Source organism: Aeromonas sp. A35_P, assembly GCF_002259925.1.
Taxonomy (GTDB): Bacteria; Pseudomonadota; Gammaproteobacteria; order Enterobacterales; family Aeromonadaceae; genus Aeromonas; species Aeromonas dhakensis.
In genome coordinates this window covers 18804-35016 of the sequence record NZ_NEVB01000184.1, presented here as the reverse complement: position 1 = coordinate 35016, position 16213 = coordinate 18804, and the positions used below count along the sequence as shown (strand labels likewise).

General features: G+C 63.8%; 15 protein-coding genes. 2 read left to right on the top strand and 13 right to left on the bottom strand.

Annotated elements, in window-relative coordinates:
* Window positions 1–143: 143 nt before the first annotated feature.
* Complete coding sequence (ppnP, locus tag CAK78_RS11200; protein ID WP_176452755.1) at window positions 144–428, bottom strand: pyrimidine/purine nucleoside phosphorylase; 285 nt, start codon at window positions 426–428, stop codon at window positions 144–146.
* A 269-nt stretch (window positions 429–697) separates the two neighbouring features.
* Here ppnP and CAK78_RS11195 point away from each other — a divergent pair, with 269 nt between their 5' ends.
* The gene (locus tag CAK78_RS11195; RefSeq protein WP_094697316.1) at window positions 698–1936 is read left to right on the top strand and encodes a dicarboxylate/amino acid:cation symporter; all 1239 of its coding nucleotides are present in this window, start codon (window positions 698–700) and stop codon (window positions 1934–1936) included.
* Window positions 1937–1993: 57 nt separating this feature from the next.
* Here the strand turns inward: CAK78_RS11195 and CAK78_RS11190 are convergent, their stop codons facing one another.
* Window positions 1994–2389, bottom strand: a complete 396-nt coding sequence (locus CAK78_RS11190) for a MerR family transcriptional regulator (RefSeq protein ID WP_005301228.1) — start codon at window positions 2387–2389, stop codon at window positions 1994–1996.
* Window positions 2390–2510: 121 nt separating this feature from the next.
* Here CAK78_RS11190 and CAK78_RS11185 point away from each other — a divergent pair, with 121 nt between their 5' ends.
* Window positions 2511–3674: a thiolase family protein gene (locus CAK78_RS11185; protein WP_094697315.1), complete on the top strand. Its 1164-nt coding sequence runs from the start codon at window positions 2511–2513 to the stop codon at window positions 3672–3674.
* Here CAK78_RS11185 and CAK78_RS11180 read toward each other — a convergent pair.
* From CAK78_RS11180 to CAK78_RS11130, 11 genes are all read right to left on the bottom strand, one after another.
* Window positions 3671–4894, bottom strand: coding sequence for an EAL and HDOD domain-containing protein (locus CAK78_RS11180; protein ID WP_094697314.1), 1224 nt, complete (start codon window positions 4892–4894; stop codon window positions 3671–3673). The genes CAK78_RS11185 and CAK78_RS11180 overlap by 4 nt on opposite strands.
* 128 nt (window positions 4895–5022) lie before the next feature.
* Window positions 5023–6279, bottom strand: a complete 1257-nt coding sequence (locus CAK78_RS11175) for an OmpP1/FadL family transporter (RefSeq protein ID WP_094697313.1) — start codon at window positions 6277–6279, stop codon at window positions 5023–5025.
* A 253-nt stretch (window positions 6280–6532) separates the two neighbouring features.
* Window positions 6533–7831: an outer membrane protein transport protein gene (locus CAK78_RS11170; RefSeq protein WP_005301224.1), complete on the bottom strand. Its 1299-nt coding sequence runs from the start codon at window positions 7829–7831 to the stop codon at window positions 6533–6535.
* A gap of 410 nt (window positions 7832–8241) precedes the next feature.
* Window positions 8242–8985: a DUF3379 domain-containing protein gene (locus tag CAK78_RS11165; RefSeq protein ID WP_094697312.1), complete on the bottom strand. Its 744-nt coding sequence runs from the start codon at window positions 8983–8985 to the stop codon at window positions 8242–8244.
* Entirely contained in the window at window positions 8978–9568 is a 591-nt protein-coding gene (locus CAK78_RS11160) for a sigma-70 family RNA polymerase sigma factor (protein ID WP_094697311.1), read from the bottom strand. The genes CAK78_RS11165 and CAK78_RS11160 overlap by 8 nt, the downstream gene beginning before the upstream one ends.
* A gap of 12 nt (window positions 9569–9580) precedes the next feature.
* Window positions 9581–11131, bottom strand: a complete 1551-nt coding sequence (locus CAK78_RS11155; protein WP_094697310.1) for a BatD family protein — start codon at window positions 11129–11131, stop codon at window positions 9581–9583.
* Window positions 11128–12618, bottom strand: coding sequence for a tetratricopeptide repeat protein (locus CAK78_RS11150; RefSeq protein WP_094697309.1), 1491 nt, complete (start codon window positions 12616–12618; stop codon window positions 11128–11130). Before CAK78_RS11150 ends, CAK78_RS11155 begins: the two co-directional genes overlap by 4 nt.
* Complete coding sequence (locus CAK78_RS11145; RefSeq protein ID WP_094697308.1) at window positions 12618–13622, bottom strand: VWA domain-containing protein; 1005 nt, start codon at window positions 13620–13622, stop codon at window positions 12618–12620. Before CAK78_RS11145 ends, CAK78_RS11150 begins: the two co-directional genes overlap by 1 nt.
* A complete protein-coding gene (locus CAK78_RS11140) occupies window positions 13619–14200 on the bottom strand; it encodes a DUF4381 domain-containing protein (protein WP_094697307.1) in 582 nt (193 codons plus the stop codon). The genes CAK78_RS11145 and CAK78_RS11140 overlap by 4 nt, the downstream gene beginning before the upstream one ends.
* The gene (locus CAK78_RS11135; RefSeq protein WP_176452754.1) at window positions 14185–15075 is read right to left on the bottom strand and encodes a DUF58 domain-containing protein; all 891 of its coding nucleotides are present in this window, start codon (window positions 15073–15075) and stop codon (window positions 14185–14187) included. Before CAK78_RS11135 ends, CAK78_RS11140 begins: the two co-directional genes overlap by 16 nt.
* 34 nt (window positions 15076–15109) lie before the next feature.
* Window positions 15110–16060, bottom strand: a complete 951-nt coding sequence (locus tag CAK78_RS11130) for an AAA family ATPase (RefSeq protein WP_094697305.1) — start codon at window positions 16058–16060, stop codon at window positions 15110–15112.
* Window positions 16061–16213: the final 153 nt, after the last annotated feature.

Genomic DNA, 16213 nt, shown 5'->3' with positions numbered 1-16213 from the left:
CGGGAAAACCGAGGGGTGTGATGGCGGCACGCAAATGGGGGTGGTTACGGCGAAGGGCTGCCGAGACGGGGAAGAGTAGCAGATGAAAAAGAGCGGACCCAGGTCCGCTCTCTTATCCACTTGGGCTGCAGCTTGTCTGCCGCTTAGTCGAGGAACTCGCACAGATAAGCGGTGGGGGTCTTCACTTCCAGCTTGAAGGAGGAGTGGCCGGCCACGTCGAAGGATTGGCCCTGCTCATAGGTGTGCAACTCATCTTCATCGGCCAGCTGGATGGTAAGGGCACCCTTGACCACCGTCATCCGCTCGGGGGCGGCGGTATTGAACTGGTAGTGACCCGCTTCCATCACGCCGACGGTTGCTTTGTCCCCTTTTTGCTCGAAACCGATGGATTTTACATTTCCGTCAAAATATTCGTTAACTTTCAGCATGTTTTCATCCCTGTATGCACGTTTGCCAAGCCAAAATAGCACAATGTTTTGTCAGTTGTCATGATGAAAGCGGGAAAAATCGCCGTGTTCCTTTTGAATCTTAACTTTATTGCAAACTTATCAATAACTCCCGTTAACGATTTGGCGATTTCAAACAGCCAATAAATATGAGATAAAGCGCGCGCTCAGGAGAATGGACAGCTGTTCTTCCCCTGTTTGGTTGATTGCACTGGGAAAGTGTAAATAATTGCTACATAAAGGAACATTCTGTGTTAACAAAAGGACTCATTAAGAACGTTGGCTTTCAGGTCGTGGTTGCCATGGTGCTGGGGGCACTGGTGGGGGCGTTCATGGGTGAACAAGCCACCGTGTTCGCACCGCTCGGTACGCTCTTTATCCAGCTCATCAAGATGCTGGTGATCCCGCTGGTGGCGGTGGCCATCCTGTCGGGGGCAGCCAATCTGGGGGCCAGCCCGGCAGCAGGCAAGATTGGCGTCACCACGCTGGCCTTCTTCCTCGGCACCTCGGCGCTGGCGGTGCTGCTGGCACTGGTGATGGGGCAGATCTTCAAACCCGGGATCGGGGTCGAATTCGGCTCCATGGCCTCCATGTTCTCCGGTGACTATTCCGACAAGGGCGCCCTGCCCGATGCGGTTGCCACCCTGCTCGGGATGATCCCGACCAACGTCTTCCAGTCGCTCAATGAAGCCAACATCCTGCAGATCCTGGTGTTCTGCATGTTCCTCGGCATCGCGCTGGCCAAGCAGCCCCGCGAGCGGGCCAAGCCGCTGGTCGATGGTTTGAACACCCTGGTGGATGCCTTCGTCTGGATGATCAACAAGGTGATGCTGATTGCGCCGCTCGGCGTATTCGGCCTGATGGCCGACGCCATCGGCACCTACGGCTTCGACGTGCTGACCCTGGTGATCAAGCTGTTCGTGGTCTATCTGGCCGCCATCCTGATCTTCGGCTTCGTGGTCTATCCGCTGCTGGTTATGATCTTCTCCAACACCCCGGTGCGCAAGTACCTGTCTGCCATGAAGAAGCCGCAGATCGTCGCCTTCTCCACCGCCTCTTCCATGGCGACCCTGCCGGTCAACATGGAGACCTGCGAGGAGGAGCTGAAGGTAAGCAATGCCACGGCCTCCTTCGTGCTGCCGCTGGGTGCCACCATCAACATGAGCGGCAACGCCATCTATTACGGTCTGGTCGCCATCTTCTTCGCCCAGGTCTATCAGATCGATCTCTCCATGGGGGCCTGGGCCGCCATCATAGTGACCGCCACCCTGGGGGCCATCGGTCAGGCCGGCGTACCTGGCCCGAGCTTCCTGGTGGTCGCCGTGCTGCTGGCCGCCGGGATCCCCATCGAGGGACTGCCGCTGTTGTTTGCGCTGGATCGTCTATTCGACATGATCCGCACCGCCCTCAACATCACCGGCGATGCGGCCTGCGCCGTCATCGTCGACCGCTACAGCCCGGATTACGATCCGGATCGCTGGAACAAATAATCAAGTTGCAATGAACAAGGGGCCCGCAGGCCCCTTTTTTATGCTTGTCTGTTTGCCTCAGCCGAGCTGCTCCAGCGCCTGCTGGCAGCGCTGCTCGGCGGCGTCCAGCTCCAGCAGCACCATCTTGATGTCTTCCAGCTGCTGTTGCAGGGTATCCCGCTTGTCGGCCACCAGTCCCAGCATGGTCTGCAGCTGGGTACGGCTGCTCTTGTCCGCATCGTAGAGATCGAACAGATCGCGGATGTCCGCCAGGCTGAACCCCAGTCGCTTGCCGCGCAGGGTGAGCTTGAGCCGCACTCTGTCCTGACGGCTGTAGATCCGGGTCTGCCCCTGACGAGCAGGATTCAAAAGTCCCTGATCTTCATAAAAACGAATACTTCGGGTCGTAACATCAAATTCACGGGCCAGTTCGCTGATGCTGTAGGTCCGTTTGTCATCCTTGGTTCGGTTCATGGCGCTATCTTGACTGTCAATCCTGGCTGGCACCTTACCCAAACGTCAACTGCCCCGCAAGTCTTGTTCCCGCGACGGCGGCGGCATATGTTAGCTCAATGTAACAAGGAGAGTGCAATTGATGGATATCGTGATTGTTGCGGCCAAACGTACCCCCATGGGGGCCTTTCAAGGGGCCCTGGCCAACCTGAGCGCCCCCGAACTGGGTGCCTGTGCCATCGCCGCAGCCATGGCGCAGGCCGGGCTCAAGGGGGAGCAGATCGATGAGGCTTATCTTGGCAACGTGCTGAGTGCCGGGGTCGGCCAGGCGCCCGCCCGTCAGGCGGTGTTGAAGGCGGGCCTGCCGGACAGCATCCCCTGCACCACGGTCAATAAGGTGTGCGGTTCCGGCATGAAGGCGGTGATGCTGGCGGCCGATGGGTTGCGACTCGGTGACGCGAACGTGGTGATCGCTGGCGGGATGGAGAGCATGAGCCGTGCCCCTTATCTGCTCGACAAGGCGCGCAGCGGTTTTCGGATGGGGCACCAGAGCGTGCTCGATCACATGTTCCTCGACGGGCTGCAGGATGCCTACGAAGGTCAGCTGATGGGCCATTATGCTCAGCTGAGCGCCGATCGCGCCGGGTTGACCCGTTCCGACATGGATGCTTTTGCCATCACCTCGCTGGAGCGGGCACTGGCGGCTCAGCGCAGTGGCGCCTTTGCGGCGGAACTGACTCCGGTGATGGCCGGAGAGACCCTGCTGCTGGCCGAAGATGAGCAGCCCGCCAAGGCGCGTCCCGAGAAGATCCCCCAGCTCAAGCCGGCTTTCAGCAAGACGGGCACCATCACGGCGGCCAATGCCAGCTCCATCTCGGACGGGGCGGCGGCGCTGATCCTGATGCGCTCCGACACTGCCGCGCAGCTCGGCGTGCCCGTGCTGGCGCGGCTGGTGGGCTATCAGAGCCACGCGGCCCTGCCTGCCGAGTTTACCAGCGCGCCCATCGGGGCCATCGAGGGCTTGCTGGGCAAGGTGGGCTGGCAGGTAGACGAGGTGGACCTGTTCGAGGTCAACGAGGCATTCGCCATGGTGAGTATGCTGGCCATGGCGGGTTGCAAGTTGCCTCATGACAAGGTAAACGTGAACGGCGGCGCCTGCGCCCTTGGTCATCCGCTGGGGGCGAGCGGTGCCCGGATCCTGGTGACCCTGATCCACGCCTTGCGCGAACGTGGCCTCAAGCGCGGGATCGCCAGTCTGTGCATCGGGGGCGGGGAGGCGACCGCGGTCGCCATCGAGCTGGGTTAATCTGTCTCCGCCATCGCCTGGAGTTGCTGGTTGACCCAGGCGGTGGCGGTCAGATAGAGCTGGCTGACCTTCTCTTCATTGAGCCCGAGCCGGGCCGTTCTGGCTGTGATCCGCTGCCAGTTCGCATTCTCGTAATCTTCACAAAACGACAGGTAGAACCCCAGGTTGCCCTTGCGTTCCAGCAGGGCGACCCGGATCTCCTCGATCAGCGGAATGGTGCCGAGCAGCTTGTCCATCGGCTGCTCCATCAAGACGTCGAGCAGGGAGAAGAGGCCGGTGATGAAGGCCTGCTGAGCCTCCTGGGTCGGCGCATGGGTATGGGCCAGCAGCTCGCAGAAACGGGCCCGGATCATCGACATCTGATAGAGCTCGGCGCTCTTGCCCTGGCCGGCGCTGGTGGCGGCCACCAGGGTCACGAAGCGCTTGAGCTGGGTGTGGCCGAGATAGACTGCCGCCTGGCGAAAGGAGGAGATGGGGTTGGCGTGGCTCTTGAGGTGGTTGACGTAACGCAGCAGCTTGAGTGACAGGGAGATGTCCTGACTCAGCAATTGCTCGATGCGGTTGAGATCCGGCTCGGCCTGGTTGACCACGTTGAGCAACTGCATCACCACCACCTGGGCCGGCTCCATGGTGGCCTGCTTGACCATTTCGGGGCGGCTGAAGAAGAAGCCCTGGAACAGGTCGATGCCGAGCCGTTTGGCCCGTTCGAACTCCGCCTTGTCTTCCACCTTCTCGGCCAGATAGGTTAGTTTGAGCTGTGGATGCTGCTGGATGAACATCTTGATCCGCAACAGGGAGGTGGTGCGCAGGTCGAACTTGATGATGTGGATGTAGGGGAGGAAGCGCTCCCAGTCCGGCGACAGGGTGAAGTCATCGAGTGCCAGCTGATAGCCCAGCTCGTGCAGCTGCTTCACCTTGGCCAGCAGGGCGTCGTCGGGGGCGGCGTCTTCCAGGATCTCGATCACCACCTTCTCCGGCGGCAGGCATTCGGCCAGTCCTTCCAGCAGCAGGGAGTGGGGGAAGTTGATGAAGCAGGGGCGACCGCCGAGCAGCTGATCGATGTTCTGTTGCAGGAACTGTTCGGCCACCAGCCTGGCCGTGGCCTGCTGGGAGGAGATGGGAGGAAACACGTTATCCAGACTGTCGCGAAACAGCAGCTCATAGGCGTGGGTCTTCAACTCCCGATCCAGGATGGGCTGCCTTGCTACGTAGGAATACATGCATCTCTCCAGCGGGTGTACTGGATTGATTTTATTGTGAAGCAGAGCACTATGCCAGCGCGTGAAGACCCGAAACGGTCAATAACTGGCATAGTGCTTGAATAGACGGGCCTGGGAGGCCCGCCGGATCAGAACAGGTAGTTGAGCTGCAGGCCGGCCAGCCAGGCGTCCCCTTCCGAGGTGCCCTGGAAGGTGGAGGTGGTCTGCGGGATGCCGGGTTTGAGCTGCATGGTTTCGCTCACGTCCACCTTCTTGCCGTCGATCAGGGTGACCCCCAGATCCAGCGAGAGGTTGCGATCGAACTGATAACCCACCCCGGCGCTGTACCAGACCCGATCCGAGTCGGGGATGGAGATGGTGCGGCGATCCGCCGGCACCGGGCTGCGGTCGTAGGCAAGGCCAGAGCGCAGTGTCCATTGCGGTGCCAGCTGGTAGGTCAGACCCAGTGCATAGCGCCAGCTGTCATTCCAGTGTTCGTCCTTGATGTGCATGACGCCGTGGTGGTCGAGCTCGGACTCCAGCTGTACGAACTTGCTCCAGTTGGTCCAGTTGATGCTCGAGTGCAGTGCCAGCGCCGGTGTCAGCTGATGGAACAGGGCAAGCTCGGCGGTGGCGGGCAGCGGCAGATCCAGGCTGCCGGTATCGGTGAAGGGCTGCCCGTTCTGATTGATGCCGATGGCGTCGCCCGAGAGCTTCAGGGTCACGTCATGACGGTAGGAGAGGCCGATGCGGGTCGCGTCCGACAGCTCCAGCAGGGTGCCCAGGTTCCAGCCCATGGCCCAGCCATCCCCTTTTAGGTGCTTGGCGATCTGGTTGTTGGAGGGGAAGGTGCCACCCACTTCCCCTTCGCCCCGAATGGCGGAGAGGCCGGCCCCGACGGACCAGACGCGGTTGACGCGATAGGCCAGCGAAGCGCCCAGATCCACGGTCTTGATGTCGGAGACGTTGCCGAAGTGGCCGGCATTGTAGTTGTCCGGCATCTTGACGCCGAGCCCGTAATAGGAAGTGGCGGCCAGCCCCAGGCGCCACTGATCGTTGAGCGGCACTATCAGGTAGGCGTTGGGCACCCAGGCATCATCGGCGATGTCGTGGGCCGCCGCATCCAGGTCGACCGGCCCTCTGGCGGTCGGCACCCGGGTGGTGCCCTCGATGTTGACATCGGGGTGCACATAGATGAAGCCACCGGAGAAGGCCATGGTATCGAAACGGGTCATGGCGGCGGCGTTGCGGGAGAGCACGCTGGCATTGTCGGCGATGGCGGCTTCGCCCGCGAAGGCGCGGCCCATGCCGGTGGCGGATTGCTCGGCCAGCTGGAAACCTGCCGCCTGGGCCTGGCTCGACAGCACCAGCAGGGCGATGAGAGACGGCTTCATGATGGAGTGCATTGCATTGTCCTTGAAAATGAACCTTGGGTTCGAACGTTGTTCTGATTGGATACAGGATTTTATATGGTACGACCAGTAAGGCAACGGGCGTGGAGGCGGGCGGGCTAAAACGGGATTAAATGCTGGAGGATGTGCTGCTAATAGCTTGATAAAAAAAGAAAAGCGTACAGTTGTTTACTACAGATGTACGCTGAAACAGGCATTGCGCATAAAAAAAGAGCGCCCGTAGGCGCTCTGGTAAATTCGCTGATGATCAGAATTTCATGTTGAACTGAGCGGAAGCGAGGAAGGCGTTGCCGTGGGAGGTACCTTTCCAGCGCAGGGCTTCGTTGCTTTCAACCAGCTTCTCGTTGACGTCCACTTTCTTGCCGTCCAGATAGGCCATGCCGAAATCGACGCTCATGTCCTTGTCGATGTGGTAGGTGGCACCGGCGCTATACCATACGCGGTCGGAGTCCGGGATGCTCAGGCTGCGGTATTCCGGCTCGATCGGGGTGTTGTCGTAGGCAAAGCCGATACGCGCTTCCCAGGACGGGTTGACGTACCAGGTACCGCCCAGGGAGTAGCGGGTGGAGTCCTTGAACTTCTCAGGCTTGTAGAGGCAGACACCGGCACCGTCGGTGCTGTTGCACTGACCGCTGGTGGCCTTGAGCTCCTGGAAGGCGCTCCAGTCGGTCCAGTTGACGGAGTAGTGCACCGCAAACTGCTGGTTCAGACGGTGGTAGCCGGCGAACTCGGCCTGGGCCGGCAGATCCAGCGGCAGTTCGCCACCGACGGTCTTGAAGCCGGAGGAGGTACCCTGGTAGTCACCCTTGAACTTCAGATCCACCTGGGAGCGGTAGGTCAGGGCGAAGCGGTTGTTTTCGTTGACTTCGAACATGGTGCCCACGTTCCAGCCGTAACCCCAGTCGTCACCCTTCAGGTGGCTGACGATGGTGTCCTTGCCGACACCCGGTACGCTGCTCAGCGGCGGCACGGCGGCCAGCACGCCGGCACGGCGGTTCAGTTCAGCCTTGGCATAGACCAGGTTCACACCGGCACCGAAAGTGAAGTGCTGGTTGACGCGGTAGGCAATGTTCGGGTTGATGTTGAAGGTCAGCAGTTCGGTGTTGCCGGCAATGGAACCACCGTTGAAGTTCTCGGTGTACTCGGTCGACAGACCGTAGTTGGAGAACAGGCCGATACCCCAGGCCCACTGATCGTTCAGCGGCTGGATGAAGTAGGTGGCGGGAACGAAGGCGCTCGGTGCAATGCCGCTCTCGCTGGCGCCGGCCATCTTGGCGGAACCTGCATAGATGTCACCATTTACATCCACGTCCGGCTTGATGTAGGTGCCGGATACGGAGAACGCCATCTTGTCAAACTGGGTCATGGCTGCCGGGTTGCGGGACAACACGGAGGCGTTGTCTGCCACGGCCGCTTCCCCGGCGTACGCACGGCCCAGACCGGAGGCTGAGTGTTCGTTCAGCTGAAACGCGGCGGCGAAGGTTTGGGTACTGGCCAGAGTGACGGCGGCAGCGATCAGGCTCTTTTTGAAAAAGGCAGTTGTCATAGTGTTCTCTCTTGTAGGCAGATTTTCTGTCAGCATCGGGGCTTTTTTGCCTCCGTATGTGACAAGATCTGTTGTTATTTCAGCTTCTTCCCATTCAATTCTGGCGTGATTCTATGGATCTGGTAGGAGGTAAGAAATCAGACCAGTGACAGCAGAATACATAAAAGTTTCTGGAGTGTTAATCATTTGTTTGAATGTGCCGCATAAATAGTCTCTTTTACCATTTATTGGATAAAAAACACGCACATAGGGCGATCTGCATCACAAAAATATTTTTCGGCACTTGCCGTGAATGAGCCGGAAATGGCGGCAAATCGTGGGGGATAAGGGCGGAAACGGGCAGCCAAGTTGTCTGGTCTGCCCGTCGGATTGACCCGAGGTCGTTCGGGTCAGGATTGCGTTAACACCTGTTAAATCGACCAGTGCAGTCGGGATTCCAGCTGCTGCGCCACCGGTGCCAGTGGCTCTCCCATGTCACCGATCAGTACCATGTTGGCCCCCTTCAACTGCAGAATCTCCCCCTTGAGCTGGCCATCCTCGAAGGTGGGCTGCAGGGTGAGCGGTACATGCTTGGGCACCAGGAACAGGGTGACCGGGCCCATCTTGCCCTGCAGTACCATGTGCAGCGCCGGCCCCTGATAGAAGGAGCAGTGGTTGACATAGGTGATCTTCAGCCCCTGCATGCCCATCAGGGTGGCGCCATATTTCTCCATCTTGGCGTTGATGGTGCGCAGGCTCACCTGCTCGTCCACATCCTTGATGAAGGGCTCCTCGCCATAGACGTGGGCCATGGCGACCTGTGCCAGCGAGAGCTCGTCCGGGGTGGCCTGCGGCCAGCTCAGCCAGCGGGTGCTCATGCCGAGCAGGAAGGCGACCGAGGCGGCCATCGCCAGCGCACGCCAGTTGCTGCGCGGGCGCACCGGCAGGGGAACCACCTGCTTCTGATCCCCTTCCAGTGCCTGCCTGAGCAGGATGCGCTCGGCCAGGCCGGCCGGCACCTCGACCTCCATCGCCCGCTGCAGGCTGCGATCGAGCTGCTTCATCTCTTCAAGATGCTTACGGTTGGCGGGGGAGCGCTGGGCCTGCTCGAGAAACGCGGGATCCTGCTCATGTGGATGGGCTATGGCCCGACGGCGAAATTCCAGCTCATCCATTGGTGTGTCCTCTCTGTTGGGTCGTTGACTCCATGGCCTCTTTGATCTGGTTGCGGGCCCGAAACAGGCGGGTCATGACGGTGTTCTTGTTCAGCCCCAGTTGCGCCGCGATCTCGTCGCCGCTGAAGCCTCCCAGCACCTGCAGCAGCAGGGGCTCCTGATATTCGACCGGCAGGCGGGCGATGTGGCGTCTGAGCCACTCGTTCTCCATCTCCTGCTCGCTGTGCAGCGCCTCCTGATCGCTCTGGGGGTGCTCGTCGAGATCGACGAGATCAAACTGCTTGCGCTCGAAGCGCCGGGCGTTCTCCCGCCGCAGTATGGTGATGAGCCAGGCCTTGGCGGCCTTGTCATCCACCAGGGTGTCGATCCCCTTCCAGGCGCGCAGGAAGGTCTCCTGCACCAGGTCTTCCGCTACTTGCGGATCCCGGCACAGCCAGTAGGCGTAGCGGTAGATGTCCCCGTGCAGGGCATGCACCAGGGCTTCGTATTTGGTTTGTTTGTCGGCCATATCTCCATAGACCGGAGAGGTCGTGGGATCCTTTCCGACCGTGGCACCTTTTTTTCTGAAAAATCCTAAAGCCATCGCTGGGCTTCCTTATTTGAATGAAGGCCCGGAACCACAGATCCGGGCCAGTAGCCTGAGGCCATAGGCTATCGCAAAAGTTTCCTGGCCGCATAGGGGCGCGGCAAAGCCGCGCCAGTCGTGCCCACTATGGCCAACGGGGACGACGGCGGCAAAGCAGGCCCGCTCCAGGGCGGCGAAGTGGGGCGCCAGGGCGGGATCGCGGCGGCACGGCAGGGTGTCCAGGCGAGGATGGGGAAGTTGCCAGCGCAGGGCGGCCCAACCAAGCAGATGTTGGCGGATCGGCTCGGCCTCGGTGCGGGCCAGCGCCCGCTGCAGGCGATAAAAGGCGTGCCAGCGTGGCCCGTGGCGCCAGCAGGCCCGCAGCAGCAGGGCCCAGATGACCCAGCGCAGGCTCTCGTCGTTCGGCCCATCCCGGGTCGGTTCCCCCTGCGCCCCTGCGGTGATGTGCAAGGGGACGGCGGGCAGGCGCGCGTATTCGATGCGCTTGTGTTGGGTGTTGAACCAGGCCAATTCGATGGCGGGCAGCAGGTAATCGCCGGGCTCGTCGACGGTCAGGGCCTGACGCCACTCACGCTCGAAGCGCAGCGTCCCCTCGGCGAGATAGCGCTCCTGCTGCTGCTCTCCATCCGGTCTGGCTTGCACGCCGGCGGGCAGGGTTGTGCTCCCGAGCACTCTGGAGAGGGTGAGGCGACTGCCATCCCCCCCCTCCAGGGTGAGGATCAGGGTGCGGATTACCGGTTCGCCCACCCTGGCCCCCGTGGGCGGATCCAGTTGCTGGCTCAGGGTAAGCCGGCTCGCCACCGGTTGCAGCGGGGGCTCCTCGATCTGCACGAACAGGGTGGCGGCCCGGGCCGAGAGGGGGTCGCTGCCGCCGTCATCCTGCGGCAAACGCCCCTGAAAGCGGGGGGACTCCAGCGGATGGCGCCCGGCTTCCCTGGCCTGCAGCAGCCAGCTGCGGGTCAGCCGGCCAGGCAGGCCAGGCAGGCCGGGGCTCGCCGGGGGCTGCCACTGATCGTTGCCGAGACGGCGGATGGTGAAGGCATCGCTGGCCGGCTCGGTGAGGTTGGGGGCCTCCATGTTGGCGGGCAGCCAGAGACTGAGCTGATAGACAAAGGGCTGACCGGGGTAGAGCGGCCCCTGTTGCAGCACCCGAGCCTGCAACTCGATGGGGGAGATGGCAGGGGCGGGCACCAGGCTGCCGCTCTCGGAGCGCGGCGGAAAGGGGATTGACGGTGTCTGCTCCGTCCCCAGCGACAGAGCCGGCAGCAGCTGCTCTGCGTCGTCCAGCAGGTGCAGGGGGATCTGCCAGCGGGTCAGGTTTTGCTGCGGGGTGGTGACCCGGCTCATGGTCACCTTGCCCACCGCAAACTGGCGCAGCAGGGGGGTAATGGCGAGTTCATCGCTCTGGCGCTCGCCGTCCGCTTCGATGATCAGCAGCCAGTCGCGGCGGTCGGCCCCCGGCAGCAACTCGGCCCGGGGCGGGGCGGCAAAGAGCTGCGCCGGCAGCAGCCAGAGCAGCAGAAGGCAGAGCGCATGGCAAGGGGCAAAGAGGCGCGTCACCAGGGATCCTCCCCTCTTGTGGGGACAAGGCCCTTGTCGGTCTCCTGCTCGCGCCTGCGCTGATCCTCCTTGCGCAGCCGCTGCTCCAGCAGCAGTACGGGGGGAGATGGAGGCAGCGGGACATCTGGGGTAGCGGCCTGTTCGGGGGTATCGACAGGCTTGGGATCCTGCGACTCTGGTGCTGCCGCGGGCGGCTGGGCGCGCAGCAGCGCCAGGTTGTAAAGCGCGTCTTCATGGTTGGGAACCAGTGCCAGCGCCGCCAGATAGGCCTGCTCGGCGGCGGCCAACTGGCCCAGCTGTACCAGGGCGTTGCCCCGGTTGTAGTGGGCGGTGGCGTTGTTGGCCCGGCCGTAGGCGGCAACGGCCCGGGCGTAGTCGCCGGCCCGATACCAGGCATTGCCCTGCCAGACGGGGTCGGCAAAGGCGCGGGCCGCCTCCTGATAGCGGCCCTGCAAGAAGGCCTGCCAGGCCAGGTTGTCCCCGCCGGGGGGCGGGTTGGCAAGCGCCGGATTGGCCTGCAGGGAGGGGGGCGTCAGCAAGAGCGTCCCCATCATCACCAGCCAGAGGCTGCCGATGCGAGCCAGCAGCGCCAGCGGCAACAGGGGCAGCAGCAGCCAGGGGCCGAGATCCTGCGCCTGATGGGCGCTTGTGGTCTGACTCATGGGCAGGGAGGCAAAGCGTGGCAATCCTTGCTGCAGCCACTGCAGTTGACCGCCGAGTTTGCCGGTCAGCTGCTGCAACGCCGCCACATCCGGGGCGGGCAGCTCGCGGCCAAGGCCGCCGCCCAGGGTGGCGGGCAGCCGAATGGCCTGGCCTGCGTTGACCAGCAGGATATCGAGACGGGCTTGCACTTCGGGGTGGCAAAAGAGGTTGCCCTGGCAGGGCCAAACCGCCTTGATTCGCTCGGCCTGACGGGCGGTCAGGTCATCGGTGATCAGCAGCAGGCGGGCCTGCCGGCCGGCGGGGATCTGCTTGAGTGCCAGCGCCACGGCGCGCTCGGGCGCGCTGCCCTGTCTCGGCATGATGGCCGGGCGCAGGTCGGGCAGCAGCAGGGCGATGGCCTGCCGATCCCGGGTGGGCGGCATGGCGAGGTAGGCATCCCCGGCAAACAGAATGAGGGCGATGGGATGGGCCGCTTCCTGCCGCTCCCAGTCGGCCAGCAGATCCTGCAGCAGCACCCGCACCCGGGTGGCCCGATCCGGCAACAGGTCGGTGGCCAGCATGGAGCGGGAGAGATCCAGCAGCCAGATGTCGAGGGCGGGGCTTGGCACGCTCAGGCTCTGCTGGCGCAGGGCCGGGCCGCTCAAAGCCAGGACCACCGGCAGGCAGGCCAGCCAGAGCCAGGGGCGCTGGCGCCGTTGTCCCGGCAGCAGATAGGCCTGCATGGCGGGGGCCAGCAGCGGGGGCTGGCGGCGACGGCGCCACCCCTGCCACAGCCAGGGCAGCAGGGCCAGCAACCAGAGTGGGCGCAGCAGGGTGAGCTCCATCATGGGGCGCCTCGGGACGGGCTGTCAGGCAGAGCCTTGCGAGTCAGCCGCGCCGGCCAGCGCAACCGGGCGGGCCAGCTCAGCAGCAGCCAGGCCAGCGCCAGTGGCCAGGGGTAGAGCTCCACGTTGGGGCGATAGCGGGTCTGCGCGGTGGCGACGGGCTCCAGGGTATCCAGCGCCTGATTGATGGCCTCGAGATCCCCCTGGGTGCGGGCGCGGAAGTAACGACCATGGCCTACCTCGGCCAGTTGTTGCAAGAGGGCCTCGTCCAGCTCGGCGCTGGGGTCGCTCTGGGCCTGCGCGGGTGCCATCGCCTCGGCAAAGGTATCCGGATCGGCGCCCACCCCCAGGGTATAGAGGCGAATGCCTGCGGCGGCGGCCCGCTTGGCTTCGCTGAGGGGATCGGCGCTGCCGGCGGTGTTGCGCCCGTCGGTGACCAGCAAGAGGGCGGTGGAGCGGTTGGGAGCCTTGTGCTGGCGAGCAAGCAGGATGGCCTCACCCAGCGCGGTGGTGCGCCCCACCAGTTCGAAGTCGAGCTCGCGGGTGAGGCCGAGCAGGGCGTTGGTCTCCTGGGTCAGTGGCGAGAGCAGGTAGGCGTGATCGGCAAACACGATGAGGGCGATGCGATCGCCGGGGCGGGCGGCGATGAGCCTGTCTATCTGCTGGCGCACCGCGCTGAGCCGGTCTTTTTGCTCCCCGTCGTCAAGCATGTCCTGGGTGCGCATGCTGTCGGAGAGATCCACCGCCAGGATGAGATCCCGGCTGCTCTGGTAGCTCACCTGAGGCGGCTCCTGCCACTGGGGGCGGCAGAGCGCCAGCACCAGGGCGCACCAGCACAGCGCCATTCGCCACAGGGGTTGGCCGGCATGGGGGCGCAGCAGAGGAAAGCCGGCATGGTTCAGCACACCGGGGTCGTTTGCGCCGCTGGTGTGGGGTGGCAGGCCGAAGCGCACCAGCAGCGGCAGCACCAGTGCCAGGGCAAACCAGGGCCAGGCGAGGATCATGGCTGACTCCGAATGTGCACATCTCTAGTACGGCTTCGCCCGCGCCGCCAGCGAGTGCGCAGCGCCAGCAACCAGGCTGGCGGGCAGATGCTGTGACGTCCCCAGGCGAGGTAGGCCCGGCGCAGCGTCTGGCGCTGCTGCGCATCCGGGCTTTGACCGCCGTAGAGCCAGGCAGACCAGTGCGGCGCCAGCTCGCGAAAGCGGCTGCCCCCCAGAGAATCTAGCCCCAAAGAATCAAGAAAGACGAGCCAGGGCTCGCCCTGCAGGGAAGCCGCCTCGGGCCAGCGCGGCAGCACGGCCTCGCGCATCACGGCCTGCAATCTGGGTACCAGATCGGGGGCCTGCCAGTCGAGCTGCCGCCGCCAGCGGCGATAACGCAGCAGGCTCTGCACGCCGAGGATGATCAAGGTGCCGACCAGCAGGGCGATCAGCAGCCACCACCAGCCCAGCAGGCGGGGATCGGGGGCCAGCTGCAGCGGTGGGCCGGGATGAATGTCGCGAAGCTGGGCTGCCAGCGGGGAGGTGGGTATATTGCTGCCCGGCACGGCGCTGGCAAGCCAGTTCAGAATTGGCGGCATGCCCCCTCCTGCCACTGGCGTTGCAGCGGCTGGCCGTTGTCGAGCCGGTAGAGGCGCTGCACCAGCGGCAGCAGCTGCTGATGGCTCTGGCGGGCCAGCTGCTCGGCGGCTGCTTGATAGCGCCAGGCGAACCCCGCTTCGCCGGCCTCGAGCCAGCCGCTCTGCTGGCCGGCGCGCACCGCCAGGCGGCCCTGGGCGGGCAGGGCTGCCTCCAGCGGATCGCGGATCTGCCAGCAATGAATGTCATGGCGCCGACCGAGCAGCTGCAACTGGCGGCAGAGCGCCTCATCGAAGGGGCTGTGATCGGTGATCAGGGTCAATCTGGCGCCGTGGGGCAGATTGAGGCGGGCCAGGGTATGGGTCAGGGCGTGGAGGGGCGGCGTGCGCGCCAGCCCCTGCCGATAGTGGTGGCATAGGGCCTCCAGCAGCGGCACCAGAGAGCCGCGCTGGTGTTGCAGATGGGGCTCCACGCCGTGGCAGATCAGGGTGTTGGCCTGCTTTTCCCCTTGCCAGAGCAGGGCGGCGGCCAGCTCGCAGCCCAGGCGCGCCTTGAGCTGGTGGCGTGAGCCGAAGTACATGGCCGGGGAGAGATCGAGCAGCAGCCAGTGGGCCTGATCCTGCTCTTCGCTGTAGAGGCGGGTATAGGGGCGACCGAGGCGGGCGGTCACACGCCAGTCGATATGGCGCACCTCGTCACCGGCCTGATAGGCACGCAGCTCGCGAAAGGTGAGCCCCGGCGTGCGGCCAAGCCGCCCCTGTGCCACCGGTTGAATGGACGAGCGTGGCCCCTGCCGGGCCCACAGCCTGATCGCCAGCAACCTGGCAAGCGGCAGGGCGATATCGGGATGGGCGAGGGGATCGGCGGCGCTCGTCATGGCAGCAGGGCCTGCGCAGAGGGAGCGAGCGGGCTCAGGGGCATGGGATCGCATCCAGCAGCAGGGTGATGAGCGCCTCGTTGTCGAGGTTGTCCGCCAGCGCCTGATAACTGGGGATGAGGCGATGGCGCAGCACGGCCGGCGCCAGTTGCTGAATGTCTTCGGGCAGCACGAAATCCCGCCCGGCCAGCCAGGCCCTGGCACGAGCCGCTCTGGCCAGACCTATGCTGGCCCTGGGGCTGGCGCCCACCGCGACCAGGGGTTCGAGCTCCGGACGCAGGCCGCTGCCGGGACGGGTGGCGCAGACCAGCTGCACCAGATAGTGCTCGAGACGCCCCTGCATCTGCACGGCCTGCACCGCGCTGCGGGCCGCCAGCAGATCGGCCTGGCTCAGGGTGAGCGGCGGCGTCGGCAGGGTGTCGCCCTGGGCGTTGAGCTGGAGGATGGCGAGCTCCATGGCGGGGCTCGGGTAGTCCACCAGCAGCTTGAGCAGGAAGCGATCGAGCTGAGCCTCCGGCAGGGGATAGGTCCCCTCCTGTTCTATCGGGTTTTGCGTGGCGGCCACCATAAAGAGTGGCGGCAGGCGCCAGCTCTTCTTGCCCACGGTGATCTGATGTTCGGCCATCGCCTCCAAGAGGGCGGACTGCACCTTGGCCGGCGCCCGGTTGATCTCGTCCGCCAGCACCAGATGGTTGAAGAGGGGGCCGGGCTGAAACACGAAGCTGGCATCCTGGGGATGAAACACCTCGCTGCCGGTGAGATCGGCGGGCAGCAGGTCCGGGGTGAACTGGATGCGGGCGAAGCGTCCCTCCACCGCGCCGGCCAGCGTCTTGACGGCCCGGGTCTTGGCAAGACCGGGGGCGCCCTCGATCAACACATGTCCTTCACATAACAGGGCGATCAGCAGCCCCTCGATGAGGGGGCCCTGTCCCAGAATCTGACTACCAAGATAGTCCCCAAGCTGTCTGAACTCGGCCGCTGCCATGCAATAAACCCGTTGTTTTCATAGAAGTTGATCTTTTTATACTCCAGTTGGCGCACAAGGGCGAGGGAGGGGGCCAAGATGGCGGCAATTTAGTTTCAATCAGCCGTATGAAATTTGTGAGTGGATTGTTAAGATGTGGCGCAATGAGGTCAG